The sequence below is a fragment of the Archangium sp. Cb G35 genome, assembly GCF_001896145.1.
In the GTDB taxonomy this organism is placed as follows: domain Bacteria; phylum Myxococcota; class Myxococcia; order Myxococcales; family Myxococcaceae; genus Archangium; species Archangium violaceum.
In genome coordinates this window covers 351,681-376,820 of sequence record NZ_MPOI01000011.1, presented here as the reverse complement: position 1 = coordinate 376,820, position 25,140 = coordinate 351,681, and the positions used below count along the sequence as shown (strand labels likewise).

Here is a 25,140-nt window from a genome sequence, read left to right as displayed (position 1 = left end):
TTCAGGCGGATTGCCCCATCGACGGGCTGACATGAGGTTGCGCCCCATCCCTACCGGAGGGGGCGCATATGGAACAGACCAGGAGAAGTGCCACGTGGCTCGCGTGTTGGGGTGCGGCCTTGCTCGGAACGCTGGCGCTCGCGTGTGGACCGGCGCCAGAGGACGAGCCGGACGTCGAGCACCTGTCACTCGAGGCCGGGACGGACGGCGTGCGGCTGCTGGGCTCGGAGGCTCGGTTCTCCTCTGGCGTCTCCAGCCCCTTCGACGTGAGCCGGCCCGTCCTGGAGGCGCAACGCACGGGTTCCCCCGGGCCCTCCGTGGCCTTCGACGGCAAGGTGTACCTGGTCGTCTGGAGGGACGAACGCACCGGCGGCGTCTTTGGCTCGCGCGTGAAGCCCAATGGTCACATCCTCGACCCGGCGGGCATCCCGCTCAACCTCACCACCGGCATCTCGGGAGGCCGCCCCCGCGTGGCGTATGACGGCACCCAGTTCGTGGTCGTCTGGGTGAGCTCGGATGGCATCTTCGGCGCCCACGTGGAGGGCGACGGAGACGTGCGCCGTCACTTCACCCTCAGCTTCAGCGACGAGGTGGGCGGGCCACCTGGTATCGCCTGTACGAAGAAGCTGTGCCTGGTGGTCTTCACCGTCTCCGGTGACGACGAGAACGTCGTCGCCGCCGCGCGCCTGGACTCCAGGGGCACGGTGCTCGACCGGCGGTCGCTCTCCCCCGGGTTCAATAACGCGTTCGATCCCGCCGTGGCGTGGGACGGAAGACAGTTCCTGGTCGTCTGGAGCGACGAGCGCGGCGGGGACGAGGGAGACATCTATGGGTCTCGGGTCCGGAAGGACGGCACGGTGTTGGACGGAAGGGGAGTGCCCCTCATCGAAGTGCCCGCTGGCCAGGTCAGCCCCGACGTGACCTGGACCGGGGAGCGTTTCCTCGTCGTCTGGGAGGACGGCCGTGACGGGGAGCCGGACATCTACGGCGCGCGGGTGCAGGGCGACCTGAGGGTGGTGGAGCCCACGGGCTTTCCCATCGCCACCCATCCTGGAGCCCAGTCCGCCCCGCGCCTGGCTCACGACGGCCGCGAATCGCTCGTCGCCTGGGGCGACACCCGCGACGAGGACTTCCTCATTCGTGGCGCCCGCGTGTCGGATGATGGGGAGGTGCTGGAGCCGGCGGGATTCTCCCTGCCGTCCTCCGGGGACTCCCCGAAAGTGAGCGCCCCGGCGGTGGCCTCGAACGGCCGCGACTACTTCGTCACCTTCAGCGCCCAGGCCGAGGACGCCGAGCCCTTCGGCGCGGGGAGCCACATCCTCGGAACCCGGGTGAAGCACGACACGACGATCCAGGACTCGCCGCCGCTCCTGTTCACCCGCTCGGCCACCGCGCAGGAGCTGGCCGCCTCCGCGTATGGCGATGGCCAGTATCTGGCCGTCTGGCGGGAGGCACGCGCCGGCGAGGAGGAGCGGCTGCTGGCCACTCGCGTGCGCACGGATGGCCGCCGCCTCGGCTCCCCCGTCACGCTGCCCACCGGGCTCAATCCCGGAACCATCTCGGTGGCCTTCAACGGAGCTACCTTCCTCGTGGTCTGGGATGAAGACGTCTCGCCGGATACCTTCGAACGAGACGTCCGGGGGGCCCGGGTGAGCAGTGCGGGCGTGCTGCTGGATGCCACCAGCCTGCCCATCGCCGCGCTGGAGGACACCCAGACCCATCCCTCGGTGGCCTCCTCCGGGGATGGGTTCCTGGTGGTGTGGGAGGACGGGCGGACCAGCGGCGAGTTCGGCAACGTCACCGACCTTTTCGGGACTCGCGTCAGCTCCGCCGGCGCGGTGTTGGACCCCGGCGGCTTCCTCATCGCGGGCACCCTCGCCACCGAGGAGACGCCCTCGGTCATCGACGCCGGTGGCCACTCCTTCATCTCCTGGGTGCACTTCGACTTCACGAAGTTCGACACGGAGACGAGCATCCGCGGCGCTCGCGTGACGGAGAGCGGCACGGTGCTCGACTCGCCGGGGCTCCTCATCGCTCCGGGTCCGGCCTCCTTCGCGCCGCCCGCGCTCTCCTTCGACGGGACGAACGTGCTGGTGGCCTGGGCGGAAGGTCCGTTCTCGGCCGGCTCGATGATCTCCGCGGCCCGCGTGAGCGGGAGTGGTGCCGTCCTGGACGCAGTGCCCATCACCGTCGCGATGGGGGAGACGTCCCGGACGCGGCCCACCGCCACGTTCGATGGCTCGAACCATTGGCTGGTATGGGAGGAGAACGGGCAGTCGATCCCCGAGAACGAGCCCGTGGACGTGCACGGCGCGCGCATCCGGCCCGACGGCTCGGTGCGCGACCCCGGTGGGCGGCCCATCGCCCGGCACGACGAGCCCGAGTACAACCCCCTCGTCGTCTCCGACAGGGCAGGGCGTACGGCGGTGTTCTACACGGAGTTCGTGACGGAAGAGGACGTGATGAACACCCGCGTCCAGGGGCGGAGGCTCACGGGCTCCGGTTCCTCGGTCCGCTGAGGCCCAGGGCAGCGGCCACCACCATGGGCTGCCATGCCGCCGGGCCCCCGCCCCACCTTTCGGGAGGCGGAGGCCCTCGCGTGGGCCTTGGCTCAGGCCTTCATGATGATCCAGTACTCAGTGCTGTCCGCCTGCGTTGTCAGGTAGCCGGCGTACTGCGTGTCCCGGACGAGCTTCTGCCCGCTGTACGAGAGGTTGGTCAGGTAGACCTTGTCGCCGTAGCGGATCTTCCCGTCTCCGCCCCCGTCGACGCGAGTGACCTTCCAGCCCTGCTTGTTGTCGTCGTAACCGTTGTCCCAGTAGTAGCAGTCGTGGCTGTCTCCGAAGGCGCCCAGGATGTTCTGGTTCCCCAGCCCGTCCTCGGTCGACTTCATCTTGACGGTCTGGCCGTTCGTCAGCTCGCCGACGCCGTTGAGCAGTTGCAGCTTCACCTGGCCGGTACTGCCCAGCCGCGGCCACTGGTACTTGGAGCGGTCGGCGGTGATGACGTAGCGGCCGTCCTGGCTGCACAGGTAGAAGCTGTCACCGAACCTGACCACGTCCGGGGGCGGCGGAGCCGGGACGCGCTCGATGATCCAGTACTCGCCTTGGCCCTCCGCCGTGGTGATGAAGCCCGCGTACTGCGTGTCCCGGACGAGCTTCTGCCCGCTGTACGAGAGGTTGGTCAGGTAGACCTTGTCGCCGTAGCGGATCTTCCCGTCTCCGCTCCCGTCGGCGCGCGTGACCTTCCAGCCCTGCTTGTTGTTGTCGTAGTCCCGGGTCCAGTAGTAGCAGTCGTGGCTGTCTCCGAAGGCGCCCAGGATGTTCTGGTCTCCCAACCCTTCCTCGGCCGACTTGAGCTGGAGGGTGCTTCCGTCCGTCACGTCGCCGATGCCGCCCACGACCTGGAGCTTGACCTGACCGGTGGAGCCCAGCCGGGGCCAGTGGTACTTCGCGTTCTCCGCGGTGATGACGTAGTCCCCCGTCTGGTGCCGCAACTGGATGGAGTCCTCGAACTTCACCACGTCCTGGCCGGGAGACTGCGCCGGAGGCGGCTCGATGATCCACGTGTCGCTGGCCCCCGAAGCGGTGCTGATCCACTGCCCGTCCTTGCACAACCGCTGTCCGAGGAACTTCTCGAAGTTGCTGCTGAGATAGACCTCATCGCCGTACCGGATGGGACCGGAGCTGCCATCGGCCCGGGTGACCTTCCAGTACTGCTGGCCGTAGTCCTTCGTGTCATCCGAGCAGTAGTAGTAGCAGTCGTGATCGTCGCTCCAGGCGCCCAGGAAGTTGGGAACGAGCCTCGTGTCCGGCAACACCTCGGAGGTGCGCAACTGCACGACGGCGCCGCTCTGCACCACGCCCTGGCCGAGCCGGAAGTCCAGGGCCACGCGCCCCACCTGGCCGAGCCGCGGGAAGTAGTAGAGCTTCCCGGAGTAGGCATTGGTGATGTACTCGCCATTCTTGTGCCGCATGCAGAAGGGGGCACCGAACTCCAGCGGTGTGCCGACAGCCGGAGGCGGCCGCGAGAAAATGTTGTCGGTGCGCGGCGTGCTCCGCGTCAGCACCTTCTCGAAGGTGGGCGCGTTGGCCACGCGCTCGCCGAGCCCCCACTGGCTCCGGTCGATGCCCTTCCACTCCAGGAGGGTGGCGATCACCGAGGTGTGATCGAACGGCATCTCCGTGGAGGAGCGCAGCAGCGTGCGCTCATCGATGAGGGGCGACACCAGGACGGTGGGAATGCGCACACCGAAGCGGTCGAACTGGAAGTCGTGCTGCAGCTCGAAGCTGGGCTTCCCCGAGCCCCAGGGCGGCCGGGCCGTCCACGGCGGCGCGACGTGGTCGTAGGTGCCGCCATGCTCGTCGAAGGTGATGACGAGCAGCGTCTGCTCCCAGGCGGCCTTGTTGCGGCTCAGGCTCAGGTAGATTTGCTTGAGGAGCGCCTCGCCATCGGTCACATCCCCGTTCGGGTGATAGTCATTGCCCCGGATCGGAATGCCGAGAAGATCGCCTCCCCACTTCGGCTCGATGTAGCTGAAGCCAGGCAGAATCCCCGCCTCCGCCATGGAGTAGAAACGGTCCATGGTCAGGAAGCGCGTGTCGACATTGGGGAGCTGCTCCAGGCGGGGGAAGATGCCGCGGGTGTACGGCTTGTTCCCAAAGGGAGGGAACGCGCCGTGGTAGAAGACCGCCCAGTCCTTGTAGCCGTTGCGCTCCAGCACGTGCCACACCGTGTCCGTGTCGTACCGGTCGTCGGCGAGCGGCGGCTTGTTGTCCACCCGGCCCAATGACGTTCCGGCCAGCGAGAAGGCCCGGTTGGCGTTGGTCATCGTCGGCACGGACGAGAACCAGTCATCCGAGACGGCGTAGCCCCTGGCCAGGCCGCTGAGCACCGGCGCGTCCACTGACCGGTACGCGTGCATGACCTGGCTGATCGTCTTCAGCTCGTTCTCCCCCAGATGGCTCCAGTGTGAGGCGTAGTTCTGGAGGAAGCCGAGCATCTTCGCTTCCGTGCCTTTTGGCGGGTTGGCCTTCGCGCCGAAGAGCTGCTCGTTGACGTTGGTGTAGTCCTCGTGGGGATTGGTGCCCGGACTGTTGGTGGCGCGCACGCCCGGCACGGGCGCCTGGCTGATCCAGAGCCGTCCATCCCTGCGCAGCTCGTTGGTGAGGGCCTGCGTGTCGGTGAAGGCCAGACCGTCGAACTTCTTGCCCCCGGGTGTCAGCTCGGGAATGTGCTTCGCGGGCTCGTCTCCCGGACGGTAGAGGTAGCCCAGCAGACTGTCGAACCCCCGGTTCTCCAGCATGATGACCACGACATGCTTGATCCGGTCCCTCATGGGATTGTTTCCCAGCACGGTGTCGCTCCAGATGGAAGTAAAGGGCCGCCTGGCGGCCCGTGCTCACCCCAGAGCAAGGGCGGTGCCACGAGCGGCGCTCGTCCTTTCCATCGGTTGCGACCCGCCGGCCGCGGCTCCCGGCGTTCCGCGGGAACGCAACCGCGTCCGGCGCCAACGCGCCCGCTACTCCTCCGAGGCGAGCAAGTCCGCGAAGGGCGCGCCCCCCTCGCCCAGGGCCTTGAGCAACGCGTCCACCTTCTCCACCTCGCGCTTGAGGGCCTTGTGGTGGTTGCGGTTGCGCACCAGGCTCTCCCGGCCAAGCGCGCGGAAGGCCTCGTCCCGGCCGAGCTGACGCACCGCGAGGCCCAGCACGAAGCCCCGGAAGGCATCCGCCAGGTCCAGGTCCAACGAGCCCCCGCGCCGCTGCGCCTCCTGCACGAAGGCCAGGGCCGCCACCCGCAGTGCCTCCGGCAGGGGCCTGCCTCCGGGCGCGCCCTCATAGGAGAGCGCCTGGGCCACGTGCCGCTCCTCCATCACCACCTCGCCCGAGCCGCCGTGGCCCACCATCGCCAGCGTGTAGGCCCGCCGGACGATGTTGTCGAGCTGCCGCAAGTTCCCCGGCCAGGAGCTCCCCGACAGCAACCGCTCCGCCCCTTCCGTCAGCCGCGCCAGGCCCGAGGGCACGCGCTCGCGGTGCCGCCGGCCCACCATGTAGCGCGCCCAGAGGGGAATCTCGTCCCGGCGCTCGTCCAGCGGCGGCATGCGGATGGGCAGCACGTTGACGCGGTAGTAGAGGTCCTCCCGGAAGCGGCCCGCCCTCACCGCGCCCAGCAGCTCCGCGTTGGTGCCGATGATGAAGCGCACGTCCGCGCGCTTCTCGCCCGTGCCCTCTCCCAACGGCCGGTAGCTCCGCTCCTCCAGCAGGTGCAGCAGTCCCGCCTGGGCCTTGAGCGACAGCTTGTCGATCTCATCGATGAAGAGCGTGCCCCCCTCCGCACGCGCCACGCTGCCCACGTTGTCCCGCATCGCCCCCGTGAAGGCCCCCTTCTTCCATCCGAAGAGCTCGGCCATCTGCAGCTCCTCGGGCACGGTCACCAGGTCCAACACCTCGAAGGCGCCACGGCGGCGCTCGGAGCGCTCGTGGCACCAGCGTGCCAGCCGCGACTTGCCCGCGCCCGTGGCCCCACTCACGAGCAGCGTCTCCTCCTGCTGTGCGAAGACGCGCAGGATGGGCAGCAGCCCCGCCATCGTGGCCCCCACCACCGGGAGGAACTCGTCCACCTCCGCGGCCGCCACCGGACGCGAGGGCAGTGCCAACAAGTAGGGCGCCGCCACATCCGTGAAGAGCTGGAGCGCCTCGCCCCGCTCACGCCAGACGAACTCCCGTCCCACTGCCGCCGGGCAGTCCGCCTCCAGGGAGATCATCCCCTCCACCTCGCCGCCCGGGGCGCGCAGCGGCAGCACGCAGACGTGGGAGGCCTGCCGGCCCAGGAAGCGCTGGCGGCTGTCGTTGCTACTGAAACCTCCTCCCTCGGAGAGCGCCACGTCCCCTTCCACCTCCGCGCCCTCGGCGTGCGGCTCCAGCGTGCCCAGGTTGACGTCGATGGACACGGCACAGCGGTAGCGAACCACGGAGCGCCACGCGGTCGCCGACGTCAGCAGCGCCGCGCCCTCCTCGGGTACGGCCGGCTGTGCCCGCTCGGCCCCGCGCTCGAGCGATACCAGGCGCCGGTAGGCATCCCCGGGCCGCAGGTGCACCATGCCCCGCAGGACCCGGGCCCGGCCCGCGTAGAGGCTGGAGGACACCGCCTCCTCCGCCACTTCCAACATCCGCCGCAAGGTGAGGGTCGCGGCCGCCTCGAAGTGCTCTACTCCCCTCAATCCCGTCACCAGCGCGGACAAGCTCTCGTGCATTGCGTCTCTCCCGATGCGCACCTCGAGTGTAGCGCACCCCGTCAGAGGCCCGGCGTCCCCGGATGACGCCGCCTGCGTCCCCACCGGACGCACATCCCCGGTGGCTTTATGATTCACCCCCATGATGCAGCAGGTGCACACGCCCGCGTCCCAGACACATCCCGAGAGCATCGGCCCCTACCGCCTCCTCGGCGTGCTCGGGCAGGGAGGCATGGGCGTGGTGTACCGGGGCGAGCACCGCGACACCGGCGAGGCCGTGGCCCTCAAGACGGTGCGCGTGGCCTCGGAAGCCGTGCTGGCCAGCATCCGGCGGGAGATTCATGCGCTGCGCAGGCTGCACCACCCGGGCGTGGTGCGCATCGTCGCCGAGGGCGTGTGGGACGGGCTGCCCTGGTACGCCATGGAGTTGCTGAGCGGTCAGACGCTGCGCGGCTTCATCGACGCGCGGCCGCCGCTCGCGGCCACGCTCACCCAACTGCGCCGGCTGTGCACACCCCTGGCCTTTCTGCATGGCAACGGGCTCGTCCACCGGGACCTGAAGCCAGAGAACGTCTTCATCCGCCCGGACGGCAGGCCGGTGCTGGTGGACTTCGGCATCGCGGCTCAGTCTGGCGGCGCTCGAGAAGTCTTGCAGGTGGGAGGCAGCGTCGTGGGCAGCGAGGCGTACATGGCTCCCGAGCAGATCCGCGGGGACTTCGTGGACGCCCGGACGGACCTCTACGCGCTCGGGTGCATCCTCTACGAGGCCGTGACAGGACAGCCCCCTTTCGTCGCGAGCCGGAGCGCGGGCGGCGTGCTTCATCAACATCTGCGCCGGCAGCCCCTCCCGCCCTCGCGAGCCGTGGAAGGAGTGCCCCCGGAGCTGGACGCGCTCGTGTCGCGGCTGCTCGCGAAGCGGCCCCAGGAGAGACTGGGCTACGCCGAGGACGTGGCGGCGGCCCTCACCGCGCTCGGGGCCGGAGCGGATGAGCCCGGCACGCTCCGTCCCGCGCCCTACCTCTACCGGCCGGACTTCTCCGGACGCGGGGAGGTGCTGGGACGATTCGCCCGGGCGCTGGAGGAAGCCACCCAGGGACGCGGCGGGTGCGTCTTCATCGGAGGAGAGAGCGGCGTGGGCAAGACGCGCCTGGCCATGGAACTGGCCACCGAGGCCACGTACCGCCGGCTCGCGGTGGTGACGGGCGAGTGCGTCCCGCTGGGCGTGGGCGGTGGCTCGGAGGTGCGTGCGGCCCCGCTCCACCCCTTCCGCTCCCTGCTGCTCGCCGTGGCGGACCGGTGCCGCGAGCACGGCGCCGGGGAGACGGAGCGGCTGCTGGGCCCTCGGGGCAAGGTGCTCGCGGCGTACGAGCCCACCCTGGCACAGCTCCCCGGACAGGAGGACACGCAACCCGAGCCCGTCTCGCTCCCGCCCCAGCAGGCGCGAGCCCGTGTCCTCACCAGCCTGCGCGACACCCTGCTCGCCCTCGCCCGGGCGCAACCGCTGCTGCTCGTCCTGGATGATCTGCAGTGGGCCGACGAACTGTCGCTGAGCTTCCTCCAGGAGCTGACGCCGGAGCACCTGGGGACACACGGGGTGCTCGTCGTGGGCACCTACCGGTTGGACGAAGCGGGCGACACATTGAGGCGCCTCGTCCAGGCCCCCGGAGCAATGGGCCTCGAGCTGGAGCGGCTGGATGCCGCCAGCATCCGGGACATGGTGCGCGGAATGCTCGCCCTGCGTGAGGCACCCGCTGCCTTCCTCGACACGCTCGTCACTCACGCCAGCGGCAATCCCTTCTTCATCGCCGAGTACCTGCGCGCGGCCATCGGCGAGGGACTGCTCTCCCGCGCCACCACGGGCGAGTGGCGGCTGGAAGTGCCCGGGGAACGAGCGGGAGCCCTGGTACTCCCCCTGCCTCGCTCCATCGCCGAGCTCATCGAGCGGAGGCTGGCGGAGCTCGGGGAGGACGGGGGCGCGCTGGTGCAGCTCGCCGCGGTGCTGGGCCGTGAGTTCGACGGCGAGCTGCTATCGGGTGCCGCCGCCCTGGGGGACGAGGCGACGCTGGAGGCGCTCGAGGAGTTGCGCCTGCGCCAGGTGCTGGAAGAGGCCGGAGAGGGGCGGCTGCGCTTCGTCCACGACAAGCTGCGCGAGGTGGCCTACGGGAGGATTCCCGCCGATCGGCGCGGTGCCCTGCACCACCGGGCCGCCGAGGCCGTGGAGCACCGCCACGCCTCCGAGCTTCCGCGCCACGCGGCCACGCTCGCCCACCACTGGTCCCAGGCCGGCATCCACGGCCGCGCCAGCCGCTTCTTCGCGCTCGCCGGAGACCAGGCCCGCACCGCTTACGCCAATAACGAGGCCATCGCCTTCTACGAGGCCGCGCTCCGTCACGCCGCGTTCCAGCGGGACGCGGGTGCGTTCTCCCAGGACGCGGAGTCACTGGCGCTGGAGCGGGTATACGAGAGCCTCGGTGACGTGCGTGCCCTCACCGGACGGCAGGCCGAAGCCCGCGAGGCCTATACGCAAGCCCTGGCACGGCTCTCGCAGCACGAACGCGTGCGCCGGGCGAGCATCCACCGCCGCGCGGGCAAGTCATGGGAGACGCATCACCAGCACGAGGAAGCCCTGCGCGCCTACGCGGCCGCGGAGACGGCGTTGAATGCCAGCCCGGGCGAGCTTCCCGAGGACGTGTGGCAGGAGTGGTTTCAAATCCAGAACGAGCGCATCACCACGTACTACTGGCAGGCGCGAGTCCAGGAGATGACGGAGCTGGTGGAGCGGGTGCGCCCCATCGTCGAGGCGCGCGGCGCCCCCCTGCAGCGGGCGCGCTTCTTCCAATCGCTCGTCCAGATGCGCTGCCGGACCGAGCGTTACCGGGTGTCCGGCGAGACGGTGGCGTACGCCCGCGCGCTCGTCCGGGCCAGCCAGGAGTCGAAGGTGGCCAGCGAGCTCTCCATGACGCGCTTCGTGATGGCCACGACGCTGCTGTTCCACGACGAGTGGGCGGAGTCCGAGGCGCTGATACACGACGCGCTGACCGAGGCCGAACGCGTGGGAGACGTGACATTGCAGTCGCGCTGCCTGACGTACCTGACGGTTCTCCAGCGAAGGCAGGGCAGGGTGGAGGAGACACGGCGCCAGGCCTCGCGCGGCCTCGAGGTCGCCACGGCGGCGAACATGGCGGACTACGTCGGCGCGGCCCACGCCAACCTGGGCTGGGTGGCCTGGCGCGAGGGCCTCTCCGCCGAGGCCGAACACCGTGCACGGACCGCGCTGCGGTGCTGGCAACCGCTCTCGCTCGTCTATCCCTTCCAGTGGCTGGCGCACTGGCCGTTGATGGCGGTCGAGCTGGCACGGCACCGGCTCACCGAGGCCCTCGGTCACGTGCGGGCCCTGCTCGACCCCACCCAACAGCGGATGCCGGATGAGCTGACCGGCCCGCTCGAGCACGCGCCCGACTGGGAGCGGACGCCACCCGAGCATGTGCGGCTCCACCTGGCCCCGGTGCTCGAAGCGGCACACCGGCTCGGATATCTCTAGGGCCCCACCCACTTCCCTTCACCCCCTCCCGCGCACCTCGCGAAGCCCCCAGGAACCTCGACCATGCCCAGCCGCGCCCGCCCCAATACCGCCTTCTACATCAGCCCCGTCAAGACCTCCGAACACAAGGGCGGCCTCGCGTTCAAGGCGACCCTTGTCGAGGGCTTCAGCAGCCGCTTCACCGCGCACGCCATCGATCCCAGAAGCGGGCAGCCCAAGGACATCACCAGGTCCGTGAAGTGGGAATCCGTCTCCTTGCCGGGCAGCGGAGGCAGCTTCGAAACGGAGTGGAAGAAGCAGGAGCTCCATCTGAAGGGACTCACCAAGGGCAACGCACTGCTCCAAGCCACGTACCGGAAACGCTCGCTCCAGATCAAAATCGAAATCCTCGAGTCGGACATGCTCGTCTACGCGCCAGACGGATTCGTCTATCAGATCCCCACCGAAGTCTGGACCGGAGCGGCGGAGACCAACCCGAAGGAGCACCACCCCGACAAGGTGGTTCGCTACCACCCGGACAAGCTGCCCCTCCACGTCCGGAACATGCTGGAAAACGAAGTGACGCTGGCCAATGTCCCGAGCGGCATCACGGGACCTCTCCCGGCCGTGGACTCCACCGAGCCGAGCGACAACATCACCTGCTTCCTCCTCAACCTCAACAGCATCGCGCTGAGCTACTCGCCGAAAACGCCGCCACTGCCCCTGGTCCCCCTCGTCCCCCCCAAGGAACCGCCAGGCCCGAAGCCCGCCGCGAAGACGAAGCCGCCGCCCACCCGCCGCAAGCGCTGATGACGCCCCACGCGCCCAAACACTTCCGTGCTGGCACGCACCGGCTCGTGCCACCAGAGGAGACCGTCCAGCGGATCCGCCGGCTCATGCCCATCATGGGTATCACCCGCATCGCCAACGTCACCGGGCTGGACACGCTGGGCCTCCCGGTGGTGATGGTGTACCGCCCCAACTCGCGCTCACTGGCCGTGTCGCCCGGCAAGGGGATGGACCTGGCCTCGGCGAAGGCCTCCGGGTTGATGGAGTCCGTGGAGGGCTACCACGCGGAGAACGTCCACCTGCCGCTCAAGCTGGCCAGCCACGCCGAGCTGCGCTTCAGCCATCCGCTCGTGGATGTCACCGGCCTGCCGCGGCTGTCGGCCAGCATCTTCCACGAGCGGCTGCGTCTGCTCTGGGTGGAGGGCGCGGAGTTGATGGAGCGCCGGCCGGCCTGGGTGCCGTTTGATCTGGTCCACACCTGCTTCACCCTGCCCTTGCCCACGGGGAGCGGTGCGTTCCTGATGAGCTCCAATGGGCTGGCCTCCGGCAACCACGTGCTGGAAGCGACGAGCCATGCCCTGTGCGAAGTGGTGGAGCGGGACGCGACCACACTCTGGAACCTGCGAGCCGCGCGGGCGCGGCGGCGGACGCGGCTGGACCTGGGGACGGTGGACGACGCGGCCTGCCGCGAGATGCTCGCGCGCTACGAGCGTGCGGGCGTCGAGGCAGCGGTCTGGGAGACAACGACGGACGTGGGCATCCCCGCCTTCCTGTGCCGCATCGCCGAGCGGACGCCGGACCCGCTGCGGCCCCTGCCGGTGACCCAGGGCATGGGGTGCCACCCATCGCGGCGGGTCGCCCTGCTGCGAGCACTCACCGAGGCAGCGCAAAGCCGGCTGACCCTCATCTCCGGAGCGCGGGACGACGCGAGCCGCCAGCGCTACGAGGGCATCCGGGACCTGGACCGTACGGTGCGCGCCCTGGAGCACATGCGCTCCGAGCCGCCGGTGCGCTGCTTCCAGGACGTGCCCACCTTCGAGGGGGACTCCTTCGACGAGGACCTGGCGTGGGAACTGGAGCGGCTGCGCGCGGCGGGCCTGCGGCAGGTGGTCGTGGTGGAGCTCACGAAGCGGGAGCTGGGCATCCCCGTGGTGAGGGTGATCATCCCCGGGCTCGAGCCCCTGCATGACATCCCCGGCTACACGCCCGGAGCGAGGGCCCGGCGCGTCCTCCAGGAGGCACGGGACGAATGAGTGGCCCCCTCTACATCTTCACCGGACCCACGCTGCCGGCGGAGGAAGGCCGGGCCGAGCTGGACGCCATCTTCCTGCCGCCCGCGGCACAAGGGGACGTGTACCGGGCCACGCTGGAGCGGCCGGTGGCCATCGGCATCATCGATGGCTACTTCGAACGCGTGCCCTCCGTCTGGCACAAGGAAATCCTGTGGGCCATGTCCGAGGGCATCCACGTCTTCGGCTGCGCCAGCATGGGGGCCCTGCGAGCGGCGGAGCTCGCCGCGTTCGGCATGGAGGGAGTGGGCTCCATCTTCGAGTCCTTCCAGAGTGGCGAGCTCGAGGACGACGACGAGGTGGCCGTGGCGCATGGTTCCGCCGAGGACGGCTACCGGCTGCTGTCCGAGGCCATGGTGAACATCCGCGCCACGCTGGCGGCGGCGGAATCCTCGGGGGTGGTGGGAGCGAAGACGCGCGCCGCACTGGAGCGTGTGGCCAAGGAGCTCTTCTACATGGAGCGGGCGTGGCCGGCGGTGCTGACGCGGGCCGCCCGCGAAGGACTCCCCGCCCGGGAGCTGGAGGCCCTGCGCGCGTGGCTGCCCACGGGCCGGGTGGACCAGAAGCGCCGGGACGCCCTGCGCATGCTGCGCACCCTGCGGACCCGGCTCGCCGAAGGGCTCGCGCCGAAGCAGGTCCGCTACCACTTCGAGCACACCGATGCCTGGGAGGAGGTCCGGCGGCGCGCGAGCCGGCTACCGCTCGGGGGTGACGAGGGGGACGAGGTGGTGCCGGAGGCCCTGCTCGACGAGCTACGGCTGAGAGGTGGCTTCACCGGAGCCCACCGGGCGGCGCTCGCCCGCGCGCTGGCGGTGGAGCAGGCCTCGCGCCTGGGGAGGACCGCCGACGAAGTGGAGCTCCAGCGGACCGCCGAGGTCTTCCGTGTCGAGCGCGGGCTGTTCTCCGCCGAGGACTTCGAGCGTTGGCGGCAGACGCAGCGGGTCGAGAACCTGGAGCGCTTCCTCGAGGACGAGTCACAGGTGCGTTGGGTGGAGACGCTCTTCGCCACGGACGCGCTGCGCCACCTGCCGGACCACCTGCGGGCCACGGGCGAATACGGTGCCTTGTGGGAGCGGGCCCGGAACAAGGAGCGGGTGCTCGCGGCCAGAGGGCTGGAGCGGCCGATGCTCGCCGACGCGGGGATGACGGAAGCGGAGCTGTGGCGGTGGTTCTTCGAGCAACAGCTCGGACGGCCCGTGCCCGCGAACCTGGAGCAGTACGCGCGAGACAGCGGATTCACCGGCGTGGACGCGCTGCGCCGGGCCGTGCTGAGCGAGAGGCTTGCTGTCCCACCAGGGACTTGAAAGGCCATGCCGAATCGCCGGTGGGGATGAACCGCCTGCTGCATTGCGTGCCTGGCGTGCGTCCTACTCGATGGCGCGGTAGACGCCGCCGGTGGCCTTGGCCAGTTGCAGCATCAGCTCGCGCGATCTGGGCTTGTTGTCACTGTTGAAGCTGCCCATCAGGAAGGCAACGGTGTTCACCACCACCTTCCGCCGGGCATTCCAGGCGGCCACGTCCTCGAGGATCTTCGCGGGGGCCTTCTTCTTTCCGTCCGTCGGCATGCCGTCGGTGAGGAAGTAGACGGCGTCCACCTCGGAGTCGGCGAAGGCCTTCTCCAGAGCGCCGTGGATGTTGGTGCCACCCCCCTGCTGAAGCGCGCCCACGTACTGCACCGCCTCCTGCACCGACCGAGGCGTGGCCGGGACGAGGCGAGGCTTCCACGTCTGCACGCGCGTGGAGAAGACGACGAGGTTGAACTTCGCGTCCTCCGGGAGCTGCTCCTTCAGCACGGACTGCAGCTCGCGCTGCACGAACTGGAGCCGGGTGAGCGACTCGCCCCGGTTGGTGGTGAAACGCGCCTCCATGCTGCCGGAGACGTCCACCACGAAGATGGCGCGCTTGCTGCGGATGGTGCCGTACACCGGGCTGCGTGGCTTGATGGTCTCCAGGATCTGGCGCGCCTCCTCCTTGTGGGCCCCGAAGGTGAACTCGTCGAGGATGATGAACTTGTTCTCCGCATCGGTGATGGCGTCCTTGAGCACGCGCAGCACCTTCAGCTTGTCATCGTTGAAGGAGTACGTTCCCAGCACCTCGCGCACCTCGCGCGACGTCATGCCGAGGATGTGCTCGTCCATCATCTTCACCGCCTGCACCATGTCGTCGCTGAAGGTGAGGCCCGGGACGAGTTGCTGGAGCTGCGCGGACGTGAAGCCCTCGGGGCGGCTGGAGATGGCCGCCTGGAGCACGCTCATCTTGCCGTCGGTGAAGTCCTCCTTCTGGAGCGCCGCGGCGAGCGCGCGGACGTCCGCGTCCGGCCAGGCGCCCACCTGGTTCACCAGCAGTGGCGTCATCTCGCCCGTGCTGCTGCCCCGGGTTGCCGCGCTGACGCGGGTGGACTCGCTGCCGGTGTCCGCTGGCGCGGCACTGGGGGCAGCGGGCGCGGCCTTCTGGATGTGGGCGAGGAGCGCCTGGGCCTTCTTCTTTTCGTCGTCGAAGCCGAAGAGGGTGACGAGCTTGCGCTTGTTCTCCGGATCCTCGATGCGGTCCTTGAGCGTCGAGAGCGCCTCGAGCTTGTCATCGCCGAAGGAGAACTGCTCGACCAGGTGCGCCACTTGCGCACAGGTGAAGGTGTTGGTGGAGGCCGCGGTCTTCAGGAGGGTGAGCTTCGCGTCGGAGAGGTGCTCGTCGTCCACGCGAGCCTCGAGCTGCTGAAAGAGCGCACCGTCCATCGCCCGAGCCGGCGCGGGCAGCAACGCGGCGAGCGCGAGCCAGATGACCAGACAACTGGAAGGGTTCATGTCTGGAATGGTGAAGGAAGCCGGGGGGCGCGGCAATGCCCCGCGCCGCGGCTCCTCCACCCCAAGGGGAGCCCTCCCGGAAATGAAGAAGGCCCGGCGCGCTCTCCACCGGGCCCCTCCCTTCATTCTCTCGCGTGCCTCATGCCACTCAGGCCTTGGCGTCGGCGAGGATCACATCGCTGGCCTTCTCCGCGATCATGTAGATGGGCGTGACGATGAAGAAGCCGGGGATGCGCGGGAACACCGAGGCATCCACGATGCGCAACCCCTGGGTGCCGTAGACGCGGAAGCTGCTGTCCACGACGGCATTCGAGTTGCTCGGCGGCCCCATCGGGTTCGAGCACGAGGCGTGGTGGCCCCAGGCGTTGTCCTTGACGAACTGGGAGACCTGCTCGTTCGTCTGCACTTCCGGCCCGGGGATGAGCTCCTGCTTGATGGAGCTGTTCCTCCTGGAGATCTCCCGGACGAACTGCACCCCCTCGACGACCGACTGCAGGTCGGTGCCCTGCAGGTCGTTGCCCTCGTCGAAGTAGTGGAAGGTGATCTCCGGCCGCTCGCGCGGGTCGGCCGACTTGAGCCGCACCGTGCCGGCGCTGTTGTTCGTGTGCGCCTTGAGGATCGCCCAGGTGAGGTAGTTTTTCGTCCGCTCGATGTCCTGTGAGTACCCGCGGTAGTACCCGTGGAAGTTCCCCGGGAGGGCGAAGATGAAGAGGTCGGGGTCGCTCCGCTCGGGCGCCGACTTCTTGATGACGGCGAGCACGGAGCCATTCGTCGTGTAGACGCCCTCTCCCTTCAGCCACTGCTGGTAGGCGGGATCTCCCTGCTCGTTCGGCAGGGGCGGTTTGAAGGTGGCGCCATCGAGCACCTTCCAGTCGCGCTTCATCTCCGCGACCACGCCGACCTCGTAGCGGTCCTGCAGGTTCGAGCCGACACCCGGACGGTCCACCAGGCAGGGGATGCCGAGCTGCTCGAGGTGTGCCTTCGGCCCGATTCCGGAGAGCATCAGCAGCTGCGGCGAGTTGAACGCCCCGCCACAGAGGATGACCTCGCGCGAGCAGTAGTACTGCTTGACGCTGTAGTCCAGCCCCTCCTTGATCTGGTCCTGGGCATTCGGGTCGGCCTTGTAGAGGTGCTGGCCCTCCCAGCACTCGACCCCGATGGCGCGCATGTCCTTGTCGAAGAGGATCTTCGTCGCCAGGTTGCTGCCCTTGACGACGAGCCGCTCCGGATAGGCGTTGCGGACCGAGTTGATCAGCTCACGCGTCGAGATGCGGCGGCCCTCGCGCGTCGCGAGCGGGGCGAAGCAGAGCCCCTGGAACTGCGGGGTGCGCCAGTCGTTCGGATCCTGCGGTGCGAGATCCGCCCCCAGCGAGGTGCCGACGTGATCGGCCAGGACGCCCTTGATGGAGCTGAGGACGGTCTCCAGGAGCTCCGGGTCGCCGAACGCGAGCTTGATGTCCGGACCGGTCGTGTTGAGCCAGCCATCGAAGCCGTGGCGCGTCGGGTTCGCCGCCCCCGCTTTCGGCTTGGTGACGTACCCGCAGCGCTCGAGCCGCTCGAAGTAGCTCCGCATCTTGTCCGAGGCCCACGAGGAGTCACCGGTGAGCTCGGCGATGTAATCCCAGTCACTGTTGTGACCGTAGGTCGTGATCATCGCGTTGTGCGCGGTGCAGCCGCCGAGCGTGCCGGCTCGCGGGTAGAAGACGCCGTTCTCCTTCGGGTCGAACTTCCCGTCGCGCTTCGACTGCTCGTCGCTCGCGTAATGCCGCACGAAGAAGTCCCACGACATGTCGCTTTCTTCGCTCGCGAACGGATGGAAGCAGGGCACCGAGTAGTTGGCGGACTCGGGCTGCTGGCCAGCCTCGATGAGGCAGACGGTGTAACCCGCCTTCGCGAGATTCGCGGCCACCGGACCGCCACCCGCTCCGGAGCCGATGACGATGTAATCGTATTGCGTGTTGGGTGTTGACATGGTGATCTGCGCTCTCTTTCGATTACAGCGTCTTGAGGTACTCGATCAGCGCCTTCTTATCGACATCCGGCAGATCGGTTCCGAAGTAGTGCCCCTTGTCCTCGACGAAGTCGGGGCAGGAGTTGAGCTTGTAGAGATCCGGAACGAGCTCCATGAGGCGGTCGGACGCGGCCTCTCCTTCCAGTTTGTCGCGCTTGATGTCGTTGAGGGCCGAGGAGATCTTGAGGAGCAACTCGGCGAGCTCGATATCCTTGCCCAGGCCGCTGAGCTCGAGGTTGGTGTTGGCCAGCAGGTTGACCGGAGTCCCCTTCGGAATGGGGCCAATGCGGATGAAGCCCTCCGCGTCGGCCGAGTCGCGGAGCTTGCGGGCGATCTCCGGAATGTACGACTTGGGGATCTCCAGATAGCTCTCCTGCGTCGTGCGCCAGATCGAGTTCACGCCGAGCCGGTTCTCCGGCCACATGAGCTTCGTCACCGCGTCGTTGAACGCCTTCATCCGGTCGTCGACCGACACACCATGCACGTGCTCGCCCAGGGCGTTGTTGTGGAAGTAGGGCGCGCTCGCCCACATGGCGACCAGGGAGGGCGGACGGTAGTAGCCACGGCCCTCACCTGGCACCTGCCAAGGCACGTTCTTGTCCTCGAACGGGTTCCAGACGTCGATGGTGCCAACGGGCGGAAGGGTCTTGTAGGTCTCGGACGAGAAGTTGTCCCAGACCTGATTGCGCATTCCATTGGTGGCGACGGCGCGCGTGGCGTTGGTCTTGATGTACGTGACGGGGTAGCGGACCTCGTTGCCGAGGAAGTTGCTGTCGAGGAAGTCGGGCTTCATGACCTCGGCCTCGAACCACTGTTGGCCCTGGGCCGACATCGGATCAACGCCCTGCGGGGGCTGCTTGCTGGAGTGGCAGGCCGCGCACTGCTGAGCGAAGACCCGCTTGCCGTGGCCGAGGATCTGCTCATCCTTCGTCAAATACTTGTCCCCCCCGGGGGCGTCGGCGAGCTTGAGCGGCTGAGCGACGCGGGAGAGATACTCCCCGAGCATCGGCGAGTGACTCTCGCTCCAATTCCAGTGCGGCGACATCTTCTGCGCGTCCTTCACCCGGATGGGAGACTGAGGTTTGATGCCAATGAGCGGGTTGAAGTGCTGGAGCCACTCTTCCCAGTACTCGCCGATGTTGAGGTGGACGCGGCTCAGCGCACCGTTGAGGCCGACCGAGTCCGCCCCTTCCTTCAGCACGCGCGGCGTGACCACGCGCCCCTGGGCATCGTACTCGATGTTCTTCAACGAGCGCGCGCCGCCCGCGATCGTCTCCGGAGCGGCAGCCGTCGCGCGGCCCGGGATGACGAAGATGCCGTTCATCGTGCCGGGGTTGTTGAGGTAGTCGGTGGCGATGAAGGAGGTGTCGAGCGAGCCCGCCGGGTTGGAGTGGAGGAGCTGCCAGATGAAGTTGTCCTCCTTGAGGTCAGCGGCGAAGAGCTCCCACACCTTGAGGAAGTGCTGGCCAACGTAGTCATTGAGGTTGGCGTACTCCGGCTCGTTCACATTGGCCGGCGGGTTCACCGGATCCACACCCGTGTGGCAGAAGGAGCACGTCATGCCGACGACGTACGGACGCACCAGGTTGCGGTCGTTGTAGTACGTCGGATCATTGTAGTAGCGGTTGACGTCCCACTTCGCCTGCGCCTTCGCATCGAAGTTCGGGTTCTTGAAGACGCGCAGGCCCATGATGCCGCTGGAGTAGCCATAGGTGTACGTATCGAGCTTGCTGTCGATGTCGTACGAGGCGCTCTTCGGGACCTCGATGTAGAGGCCATTCGCATCAGGCTTGTCGGGCCGCACGAACCCTGGCTGATTGAACACGCCATACTTCTGGAAGCGCTGATCGCGGGGGGAGGTGACGACCTTGAGCAGATCGGTAGTCCCGAAGCCGTGGGTCGAGAGCCAATCCCAGAAGCCGCCGTTGTCGCCGGTCCACAGGTTCCAGAGGATGCGGCCCTGCAGCTCGCGCTCGGTCCACTGCACCTGCTTGCCCTGCGTCGACATTCCAGGGAAGGGATCGAAGGGCACCTCTTTGAAGTCTGAGTAGTTCCAGCTCGGCTTGACAGGTTGATGGGCGCAACCAGCCCAAAACAAGACGCTCAGAGATGTGCCTAGAGCGCCTACCAGGAATCCTTTATTCCATTGTCGCATGTTGTCCCCAAGGAAGAAGAACCCGAGCCACGCGGTACGTCGGGTGAGTCAATACTTGTACTCGTAGTTGGGGGACAGAGTCGAGAGGGAACCATTGAGAGCAATTCCAGCACAGCATCCCTGCCAGCGGTTGGACCTCGACGCTGACGTGTCAGTTGCAATCATTGACACGTCAGCCCGCCCTTTTGACGCGTCAACCGCCCTTTTGACGCGTCAACCGCCCTTTTGACGCGTCAACCGCCCTTTTGACGCGTCAACCGCCCTCCTGACACGTCAGCCCCCACGGCCTGATGGGCCCACTCGAAGGAGGATCCACGGGCGCAGCCCGTCAGGGAAGGCACCACCTCGACACCGCCCGGCCCGCACGGACTGGCACACCGCGTGCTTATGAACGCAACCCTGGTGCCCAAACCGTGGCCCCGGAGAGCCCATGTCGCCAACCCTCAATCTCTGTCAGCGGGCCTGCGTCCTCTTATACGAGTCCACCGCCTGACCGGCTCGGCAACGGGGAATGCACAGACGGGCTTTCGGAAGAATGAGGCGGGTTCCACGCCACGGGTGGAGCTGAGCTGCTCCACCTGGGCGTGCTGCCGGGTCATCCGGGGCGAGCGCGCGCCGCCAGCGTCGTCGTGAAGAACTCCCGCCCATCCTCGCGCCCCTGCTCGAAGAGACGCTCGACGACCCTCACCCGAGGCAGGAGCGCGGTGATCAGCGGGGGCTCGTCCTTGGGGAAGATGTCGATTCGCTTGCTTTGAGCGGAAGGCGAAGGCGAGACCAGAACCGTGTGGGCATCCAGCTGGGGCACGTTGTCCGAGGCTCCCCCGTCCAGCGCGGGAAAGCCGCCGTAGAAGACGGGCCGCTCGTAGTACAGGGGGATGTAGCAGGACGCGAGCGCGATGCGGAGCAACTCCTCGTTCGAGCGCAGCTCTCGCTCTGGCAGCAGCAGGTTGCGCAGGGTCGGCAAGCGGGTGACGGAGATGAACACACGCCCCTGCACGCGCAGATAGGTGTCCTCGGGCATCAGCCGCCGCAGGCCCGCGGTCACCGTCCGGCTCATCCGCCCGAAGGGCCCGAACCACCTCGACTCCGCGTCTCGCGCCATCGTCAGGATGAAGTCCAGTGCGTCCGCCGTCTCGATTCCCGCGGCCGCCAGGATCGCCGCCAGGCTTCCCGAGGAGGCTCCCAGGAACTTCGTCCGCGACAGGTCGCACACCTCGCGCGCCGCATCGATGACACCGAGATGGTAGGACATGAGCCACGCGCACCCACAGAAGGAGATGGATGGCAAGGGGATGCCCCGGGACACAGCCGGCGCCGCCTCCCTCCTCATTGCTTCGATGCTCATCGGTTCACGGTCCTCGGCACTCGAGTGCAATCATACAGTAGGCGATGCGCCCGTCTTCTGCCTCCTCGAAGCGCTCCATCGCAAGGGCTCCCCGCGCTCTGTACCTGCACAGCCGCTCCAGGCCTCCCTGTCATTTGCATGCAGCAACTCCGCCAATCCCAGCGGGCATCGGGTAGCCTCACCGGTCATGCGGATGACCTTCCTTGCCTTGATCCTCCTGCCGCTGCACGCCGTGGCCGCGGTGAAGAACGTCTCGACGGTTGCCCAGTTGCAGTCCGCGCTCGCTTCGGCGCAAGCGGGCGATGACATCGTCCTCGCGGATGGCACATACGCGGTGAACGTCAACCTGAACTGCGCGGCGGAGGGCACCGTCTCCCAGCCCATCACCGTTCGCGCCGCGAACCGGCACGCCGCGCGCATCCAGTTCAACGCGCTCGAGGGCTTCAAGGTGTCGGGCCGATACTGGACCTTCGACGGCCTGACCATCGAGGGGGTCTGCCCTCAGGACCCCAATTGCGAGCACGCGTTCCATGTCACGGGCCACGCGGAAGGCTTCGTGCTGCGCAACAGCCGCATCCGCGACTTCAACGCGCAACTCAAGGTGAACGCGGTGCGCAACGGCAGTGGCGTCTATGAGATGCCCCACCGGGGCCTCGTGGAGCACAACGAGTTCTACGATACGCACGCGCGCTCGACCTCCAGCCCCGTCAACAAGATCAACATCGACACCGGTGATGACTGGGTGGTCCGCGACAACGACGTGCACGACTTCTCCAAGGTGGGTGGCATCTCCTACGGCGCCTTCATGAAGAGCGGTGGCAAGCGGGGCGTCTTCGAGCGCAACCGCATCCTCTGCGTGAAGGACTCGCCGAGCGGAGACACACGCATCGGCCTGTCCTTCGGCGGCGGAGGAACGGGCAATGCGTTCTGTGCGCCCGCCTTCGATGCGAGCGTCCCCTGCAACCCCGAGCACACGGACGGAGTCATACGCAACAACGTCATCATCAACTGCTCGGACGTGGGCATCTACCTGAACAAGGCCGCCAACACGAAGGTGCTGTTCAACACGCTCATCTCCACCACGGGCGTGGACTTCCGCTTCGCCTCCACCACCGGAGAAGCCCATGGCAACGTGTTGTCCTCGGCCATTCGCGTTCGCGACAGCGGCAGCTTCACTGCCGGCACGAACATGATGAACGTGGCCACGGGCACCTGGACCACCTGGTACCAGGCGCCCCTGAGCGGAGACCTGCGGCTCAAGGGCAGTGTGTCGCAGCTCCTCGGTGCCGCCGAGGCGCGGGCCACGGTGACGGACGACTTCTGTGCCCGCCCTCGTCCCTCGGGAGGTGCCTATACGCTCGGCGCGCTCGAGCACTCGCTGGGAGACTGTGGCATGGGAACCGGTGCGGACGCGGGAACGGCCTCGGATGGGGGAACCGGCACGGATGCGGGGGTGCCCTCGGACGCGGGGACCGACGGCGGCCACCCCCTCCCGGATACTGGCGATGGGAATGGGCAGAGCTCCCCGGGCGGGGGCTGCAATGCCAGCCCGGGTCTCACGGCTGGGCTCCTGTTCATCCTGTTGCCGCTATCCGCCGCATCACGCCGGCGCTGGCGGCGAGCACATCCGACGGCGGAGCGCTGAGGGGCGCATTCGTACCTGGAGGCGGACAGTTGGCGAAACCCGCATGGCGAGGTGCCCCCCTCGCGGATTACCAAGGTCCGCATGAAAATCGCCATCGTCGGTCCAGGCGCCATCGGCAGCACCTTCGCCTTCCATCTCTCCCGGGCAGGTCATGAAGTGACGGTCGTCGCGCGTGGCGCACGCCTCGCGTGGCTCGAGAAGGAGCGCGCCATTGTCACCACGGATGGGCGGCGCGCACCGGTCGACGTGAGCGCTGCTCTCGATACCACCACCCCGTGGGATCTGGTGCTGGTCACCGTGCTCGAATCCCAGGTCGATGCGGTGTTGCCCGCGCTGCGGCAAAGCGCCGCCAGGCAGGTGATGTTCATGTTCAACACCTTCGCGCCGCTCGACCGGTTGCGTGACGCGGTGGGGGCTCAGCGGTTCGTCTTTGGCTTTCCCGCCATCCTCGCCGAACTCCAGGACGGCAAGCTCAAAGCCCGGGTCATTCCCCGCTCACTCTCCGCCGTGCAGCTCACGATCGTCACCGGCCCGGCGTGGGCCGACACCTTTTCAAGGGCTGGCATCCCCACCGACACCCAGCCCGATATGCACAGCTGGCTGCGAACCCATGCCGCGCTGGTGGTGCCGGTGATGATTACCGCGGACCGTGCTCACAAGCGTGGGTCCGGGCTGTCATGGACGGAATCGCGCCAGATCGCCTCCGGCCTGACCGAGGGACTCGAAATCGTTCGTTCCCTCGGTCATCCCGTGACGCCTTCGAACCTGGCGGTCCTTGGCAGGGTTCCGGCTCCTGTCCTCACGCTCGGGATGTGGTTGCTCAGCCGGAACCCCACGATTGCCGCCCTCGGAGGGCAAGGACCCGGCGAGGCGCGCACGCTGATCGACGCCATGGTTGCCGCCGCACCAGAGCGGAGTGCGACGCTTCAGTCCCTGAGGCCGTGAGGCCACCCGGCATCGTCTGCGTCTGGCTCGGGACGGACGCATGGGTTGGGGCCTCATGCGAGGACGTGTCCGCCGACGCCGCTGACACGTCATCAAGGCCCGTTGACGTGTCAGTTTCCTCCTTCCGGATCCACTTCCCAGGGGAGGCGGAACTGGCGCGGGATGTGCAGCCGGTCATCGTGCCTCGTCACCGCATGGACGGGACATGGGACATGAAGTGCCATCGAACCGGCGAATCCAGACATGCTGATGAAGAAACATCTCACGCCCGAAGCAGAGGTGGAGCTCGAGGGCCTGGCGACCAGGAACGGTTGGACCCTGCAACATGCCGTACAAAGCGGAATTGACAATCCCGATTCCAGCATCGGCATCTATGCGGGCGACAGCGATTCGTACGAACTGTTCTCACGGGTTTTCGACCCGGTCATCCGCGAGCATTCCAGATACAAAATGAGTGGGCATCAGAGCGACTTCTCGCTCGAAGGGCTCCCTACGGAAAACCTGGACCCCGAGGGCAGATTCGTCATCTCGACCCGTATCCGTGCCGGTCGCAACCTCGCGAAGTACGCGTTTCCGCCGGCCATCAGCGCCGAGGATCGTGCACGAATGGAGGCTGAGATCGTCGGCGTGCTTTCGGGGCTCACGGGCGAACTGAAGGGCACGTATCACCCTCTGGGCGGGATGACCGGGGAAGAGCGCCAGAAGATGGTCGATGGCCACTTCTTGTTCAAACAGGGAGATCGCTTCCTGGAGAGCGCGGGCGTGAACCGGGATTGGCCCGTGGGCCGCGGCATCTATCACTCGCCCGACAAGAAATTCCTGGTCTGGGTGGGCGAGGAGGATTCCATGCGAATCATCAGCATGCAGGAGGGGGCTGATATCGCGGAAGCGTTCACCCGCCTGAAGACCGCGCTCGACGCCATCAGTGGCAAGCTCGACTTCGCTTCCGACGAGATTCGTGGCTTTCACACGGCGTGCCCCACGAACCTCGGCACGGCCATGCGCGCATCGGTGCACATCAAGCTACCCCTTCTTGCCGGGCAGCCCGGATTCGAAAGAATCTGCGACGAGCTGGGGCTGTCCATTCGCGGCATCCACGGCGAGCACTCCGAGGCCGTGGATGGCATCCATGACATCTCGAACAAGTACCGGCTCGGCGTCACGGAGCGTGAAATCTACCAGGGACTCTACAATGGGGTCAGACGGCTGATCGCGTTGGAATCCGCCCTGATGAAGATGCAAAGGCCCGGGGTGTCGGTCCGTCACGCCAGGGAGCGCACGAGACGCAACGGCGTAGCCAGAACACCTTCCTGCCGAGGTGGCCACGGAAAGCCACAGCTCAGACGGATGAAGTTGCCGTAGCGCTACCCGAGCCGCCTGGGTGGGTGGCCAATCCCCAGCATCAAGCT

14 protein-coding genes are annotated in these 25,140 nt (G+C 67.7%); 8 read left to right on the top strand and 6 right to left on the bottom strand.

Features of this window, described 5'->3' with window-relative positions; genetic code table 11:
• The first annotated feature begins 119 nt into the window (after window positions 1-119).
• Window positions 120-2,519 (top strand): hypothetical protein, encoded by a 2,400-nt coding sequence (locus BO221_RS32185; RefSeq protein WP_073564652.1) that lies wholly within the window; start codon window positions 120-122, stop codon window positions 2,517-2,519.
• Window positions 2,520-2,611: 92 nt separating this feature from the next.
• Here BO221_RS32185 and BO221_RS32180 read toward each other — a convergent pair whose 3' ends face one another.
• Together BO221_RS32180 and BO221_RS32175 are read right to left on the bottom strand one after the other, a co-directional pair.
• The gene (locus BO221_RS32180; protein WP_073564651.1) at window positions 2,612-5,338 is read right to left on the bottom strand and encodes an alkaline phosphatase family protein; all 2,727 of its coding nucleotides are present in this window, start codon (window positions 5,336-5,338) and stop codon (window positions 2,612-2,614) included.
• Window positions 5,339-5,521: 183 nt separating this feature from the next.
• On the bottom strand, window positions 5,522-7,252 hold the full coding sequence (locus BO221_RS32175; protein WP_073564650.1) for a sigma-54 dependent transcriptional regulator: 1,731 nt from the start codon (window positions 7,250-7,252) through the stop codon (window positions 5,522-5,524).
• A 121-nt stretch (window positions 7,253-7,373) separates the two neighbouring features.
• Here BO221_RS32175 and BO221_RS32170 point away from each other — a divergent pair, with 121 nt between their 5' ends.
• From BO221_RS32170 to BO221_RS32155, 4 genes are all read left to right on the top strand, one after another.
• Window positions 7,374-10,772, top strand: coding sequence for a serine/threonine-protein kinase PknK (locus tag BO221_RS32170; RefSeq protein ID WP_073564649.1), 3,399 nt, complete (start codon window positions 7,374-7,376; stop codon window positions 10,770-10,772).
• Between the two features lie 63 nt (window positions 10,773-10,835).
• On the top strand, window positions 10,836-11,561 hold the full coding sequence (locus BO221_RS32165) for a hypothetical protein (protein ID WP_073564648.1): 726 nt from the start codon (window positions 10,836-10,838) through the stop codon (window positions 11,559-11,561).
• A complete protein-coding gene (locus BO221_RS32160; protein ID WP_073564647.1) occupies window positions 11,561-12,793 on the top strand; it encodes a YcaO-like family protein in 1,233 nt (410 codons plus the stop codon). The genes BO221_RS32165 and BO221_RS32160 overlap by 1 nt, the downstream gene beginning before the upstream one ends.
• Window positions 12,790-14,133: a TfuA-like protein gene (locus BO221_RS32155; RefSeq protein ID WP_073564646.1), complete on the top strand. Its 1,344-nt coding sequence runs from the start codon at window positions 12,790-12,792 to the stop codon at window positions 14,131-14,133. The genes BO221_RS32160 and BO221_RS32155 overlap by 4 nt, the downstream gene beginning before the upstream one ends.
• A gap of 63 nt (window positions 14,134-14,196) precedes the next feature.
• On the opposite strand, the gene BO221_RS32150 is transcribed toward BO221_RS32155, so the two are convergent.
• The 4 genes from BO221_RS32150 to BO221_RS32135 all read right to left on the bottom strand — a co-directional run bounded on the left by BO221_RS32150 (window position 14,197) and on the right by BO221_RS32135 (window position 21,126).
• Window positions 14,197-15,630, bottom strand: coding sequence for a DUF4476 domain-containing protein (locus BO221_RS32150; RefSeq protein WP_158079951.1), 1,434 nt, complete (start codon window positions 15,628-15,630; stop codon window positions 14,197-14,199).
• A 148-nt stretch (window positions 15,631-15,778) separates the two neighbouring features.
• Window positions 15,779-17,602, bottom strand: a complete 1,824-nt coding sequence (locus BO221_RS32145; RefSeq protein WP_073564644.1) for a GMC family oxidoreductase — start codon at window positions 17,600-17,602, stop codon at window positions 15,779-15,781.
• Between the two features lie 22 nt (window positions 17,603-17,624).
• Window positions 17,625-19,649, bottom strand: a complete 2,025-nt coding sequence (locus BO221_RS32140; protein ID WP_073564643.1) for a hypothetical protein — start codon at window positions 19,647-19,649, stop codon at window positions 17,625-17,627.
• Window positions 19,650-20,391: 742 nt separating this feature from the next.
• Complete coding sequence (locus BO221_RS32135) at window positions 20,392-21,126, bottom strand: patatin-like phospholipase family protein (protein ID WP_255408497.1); 735 nt, start codon at window positions 21,124-21,126, stop codon at window positions 20,392-20,394.
• A gap of 202 nt (window positions 21,127-21,328) precedes the next feature.
• Here BO221_RS32135 and BO221_RS32130 point away from each other — a divergent pair, with 202 nt between their 5' ends.
• The 3 genes from BO221_RS32130 (at window position 21,329) to BO221_RS32120 (ending at window position 25,093) form a co-directional block, all read left to right on the top strand.
• The gene (locus BO221_RS32130) at window positions 21,329-22,786 is read left to right on the top strand and encodes a chondroitinase-B domain-containing protein (RefSeq protein ID WP_233166338.1); all 1,458 of its coding nucleotides are present in this window, start codon (window positions 21,329-21,331) and stop codon (window positions 22,784-22,786) included.
• An 81-nt stretch (window positions 22,787-22,867) separates the two neighbouring features.
• Complete coding sequence (locus BO221_RS32125; RefSeq protein ID WP_073564807.1) at window positions 22,868-23,731, top strand: ketopantoate reductase family protein; 864 nt, start codon at window positions 22,868-22,870, stop codon at window positions 23,729-23,731.
• Between the two features lie 243 nt (window positions 23,732-23,974).
• Entirely contained in the window at window positions 23,975-25,093 is a 1,119-nt protein-coding gene (locus BO221_RS32120; protein ID WP_073564641.1) for an arginine kinase, read from the top strand.
• Window positions 25,094-25,140 lie beyond the last annotated feature (47 nt).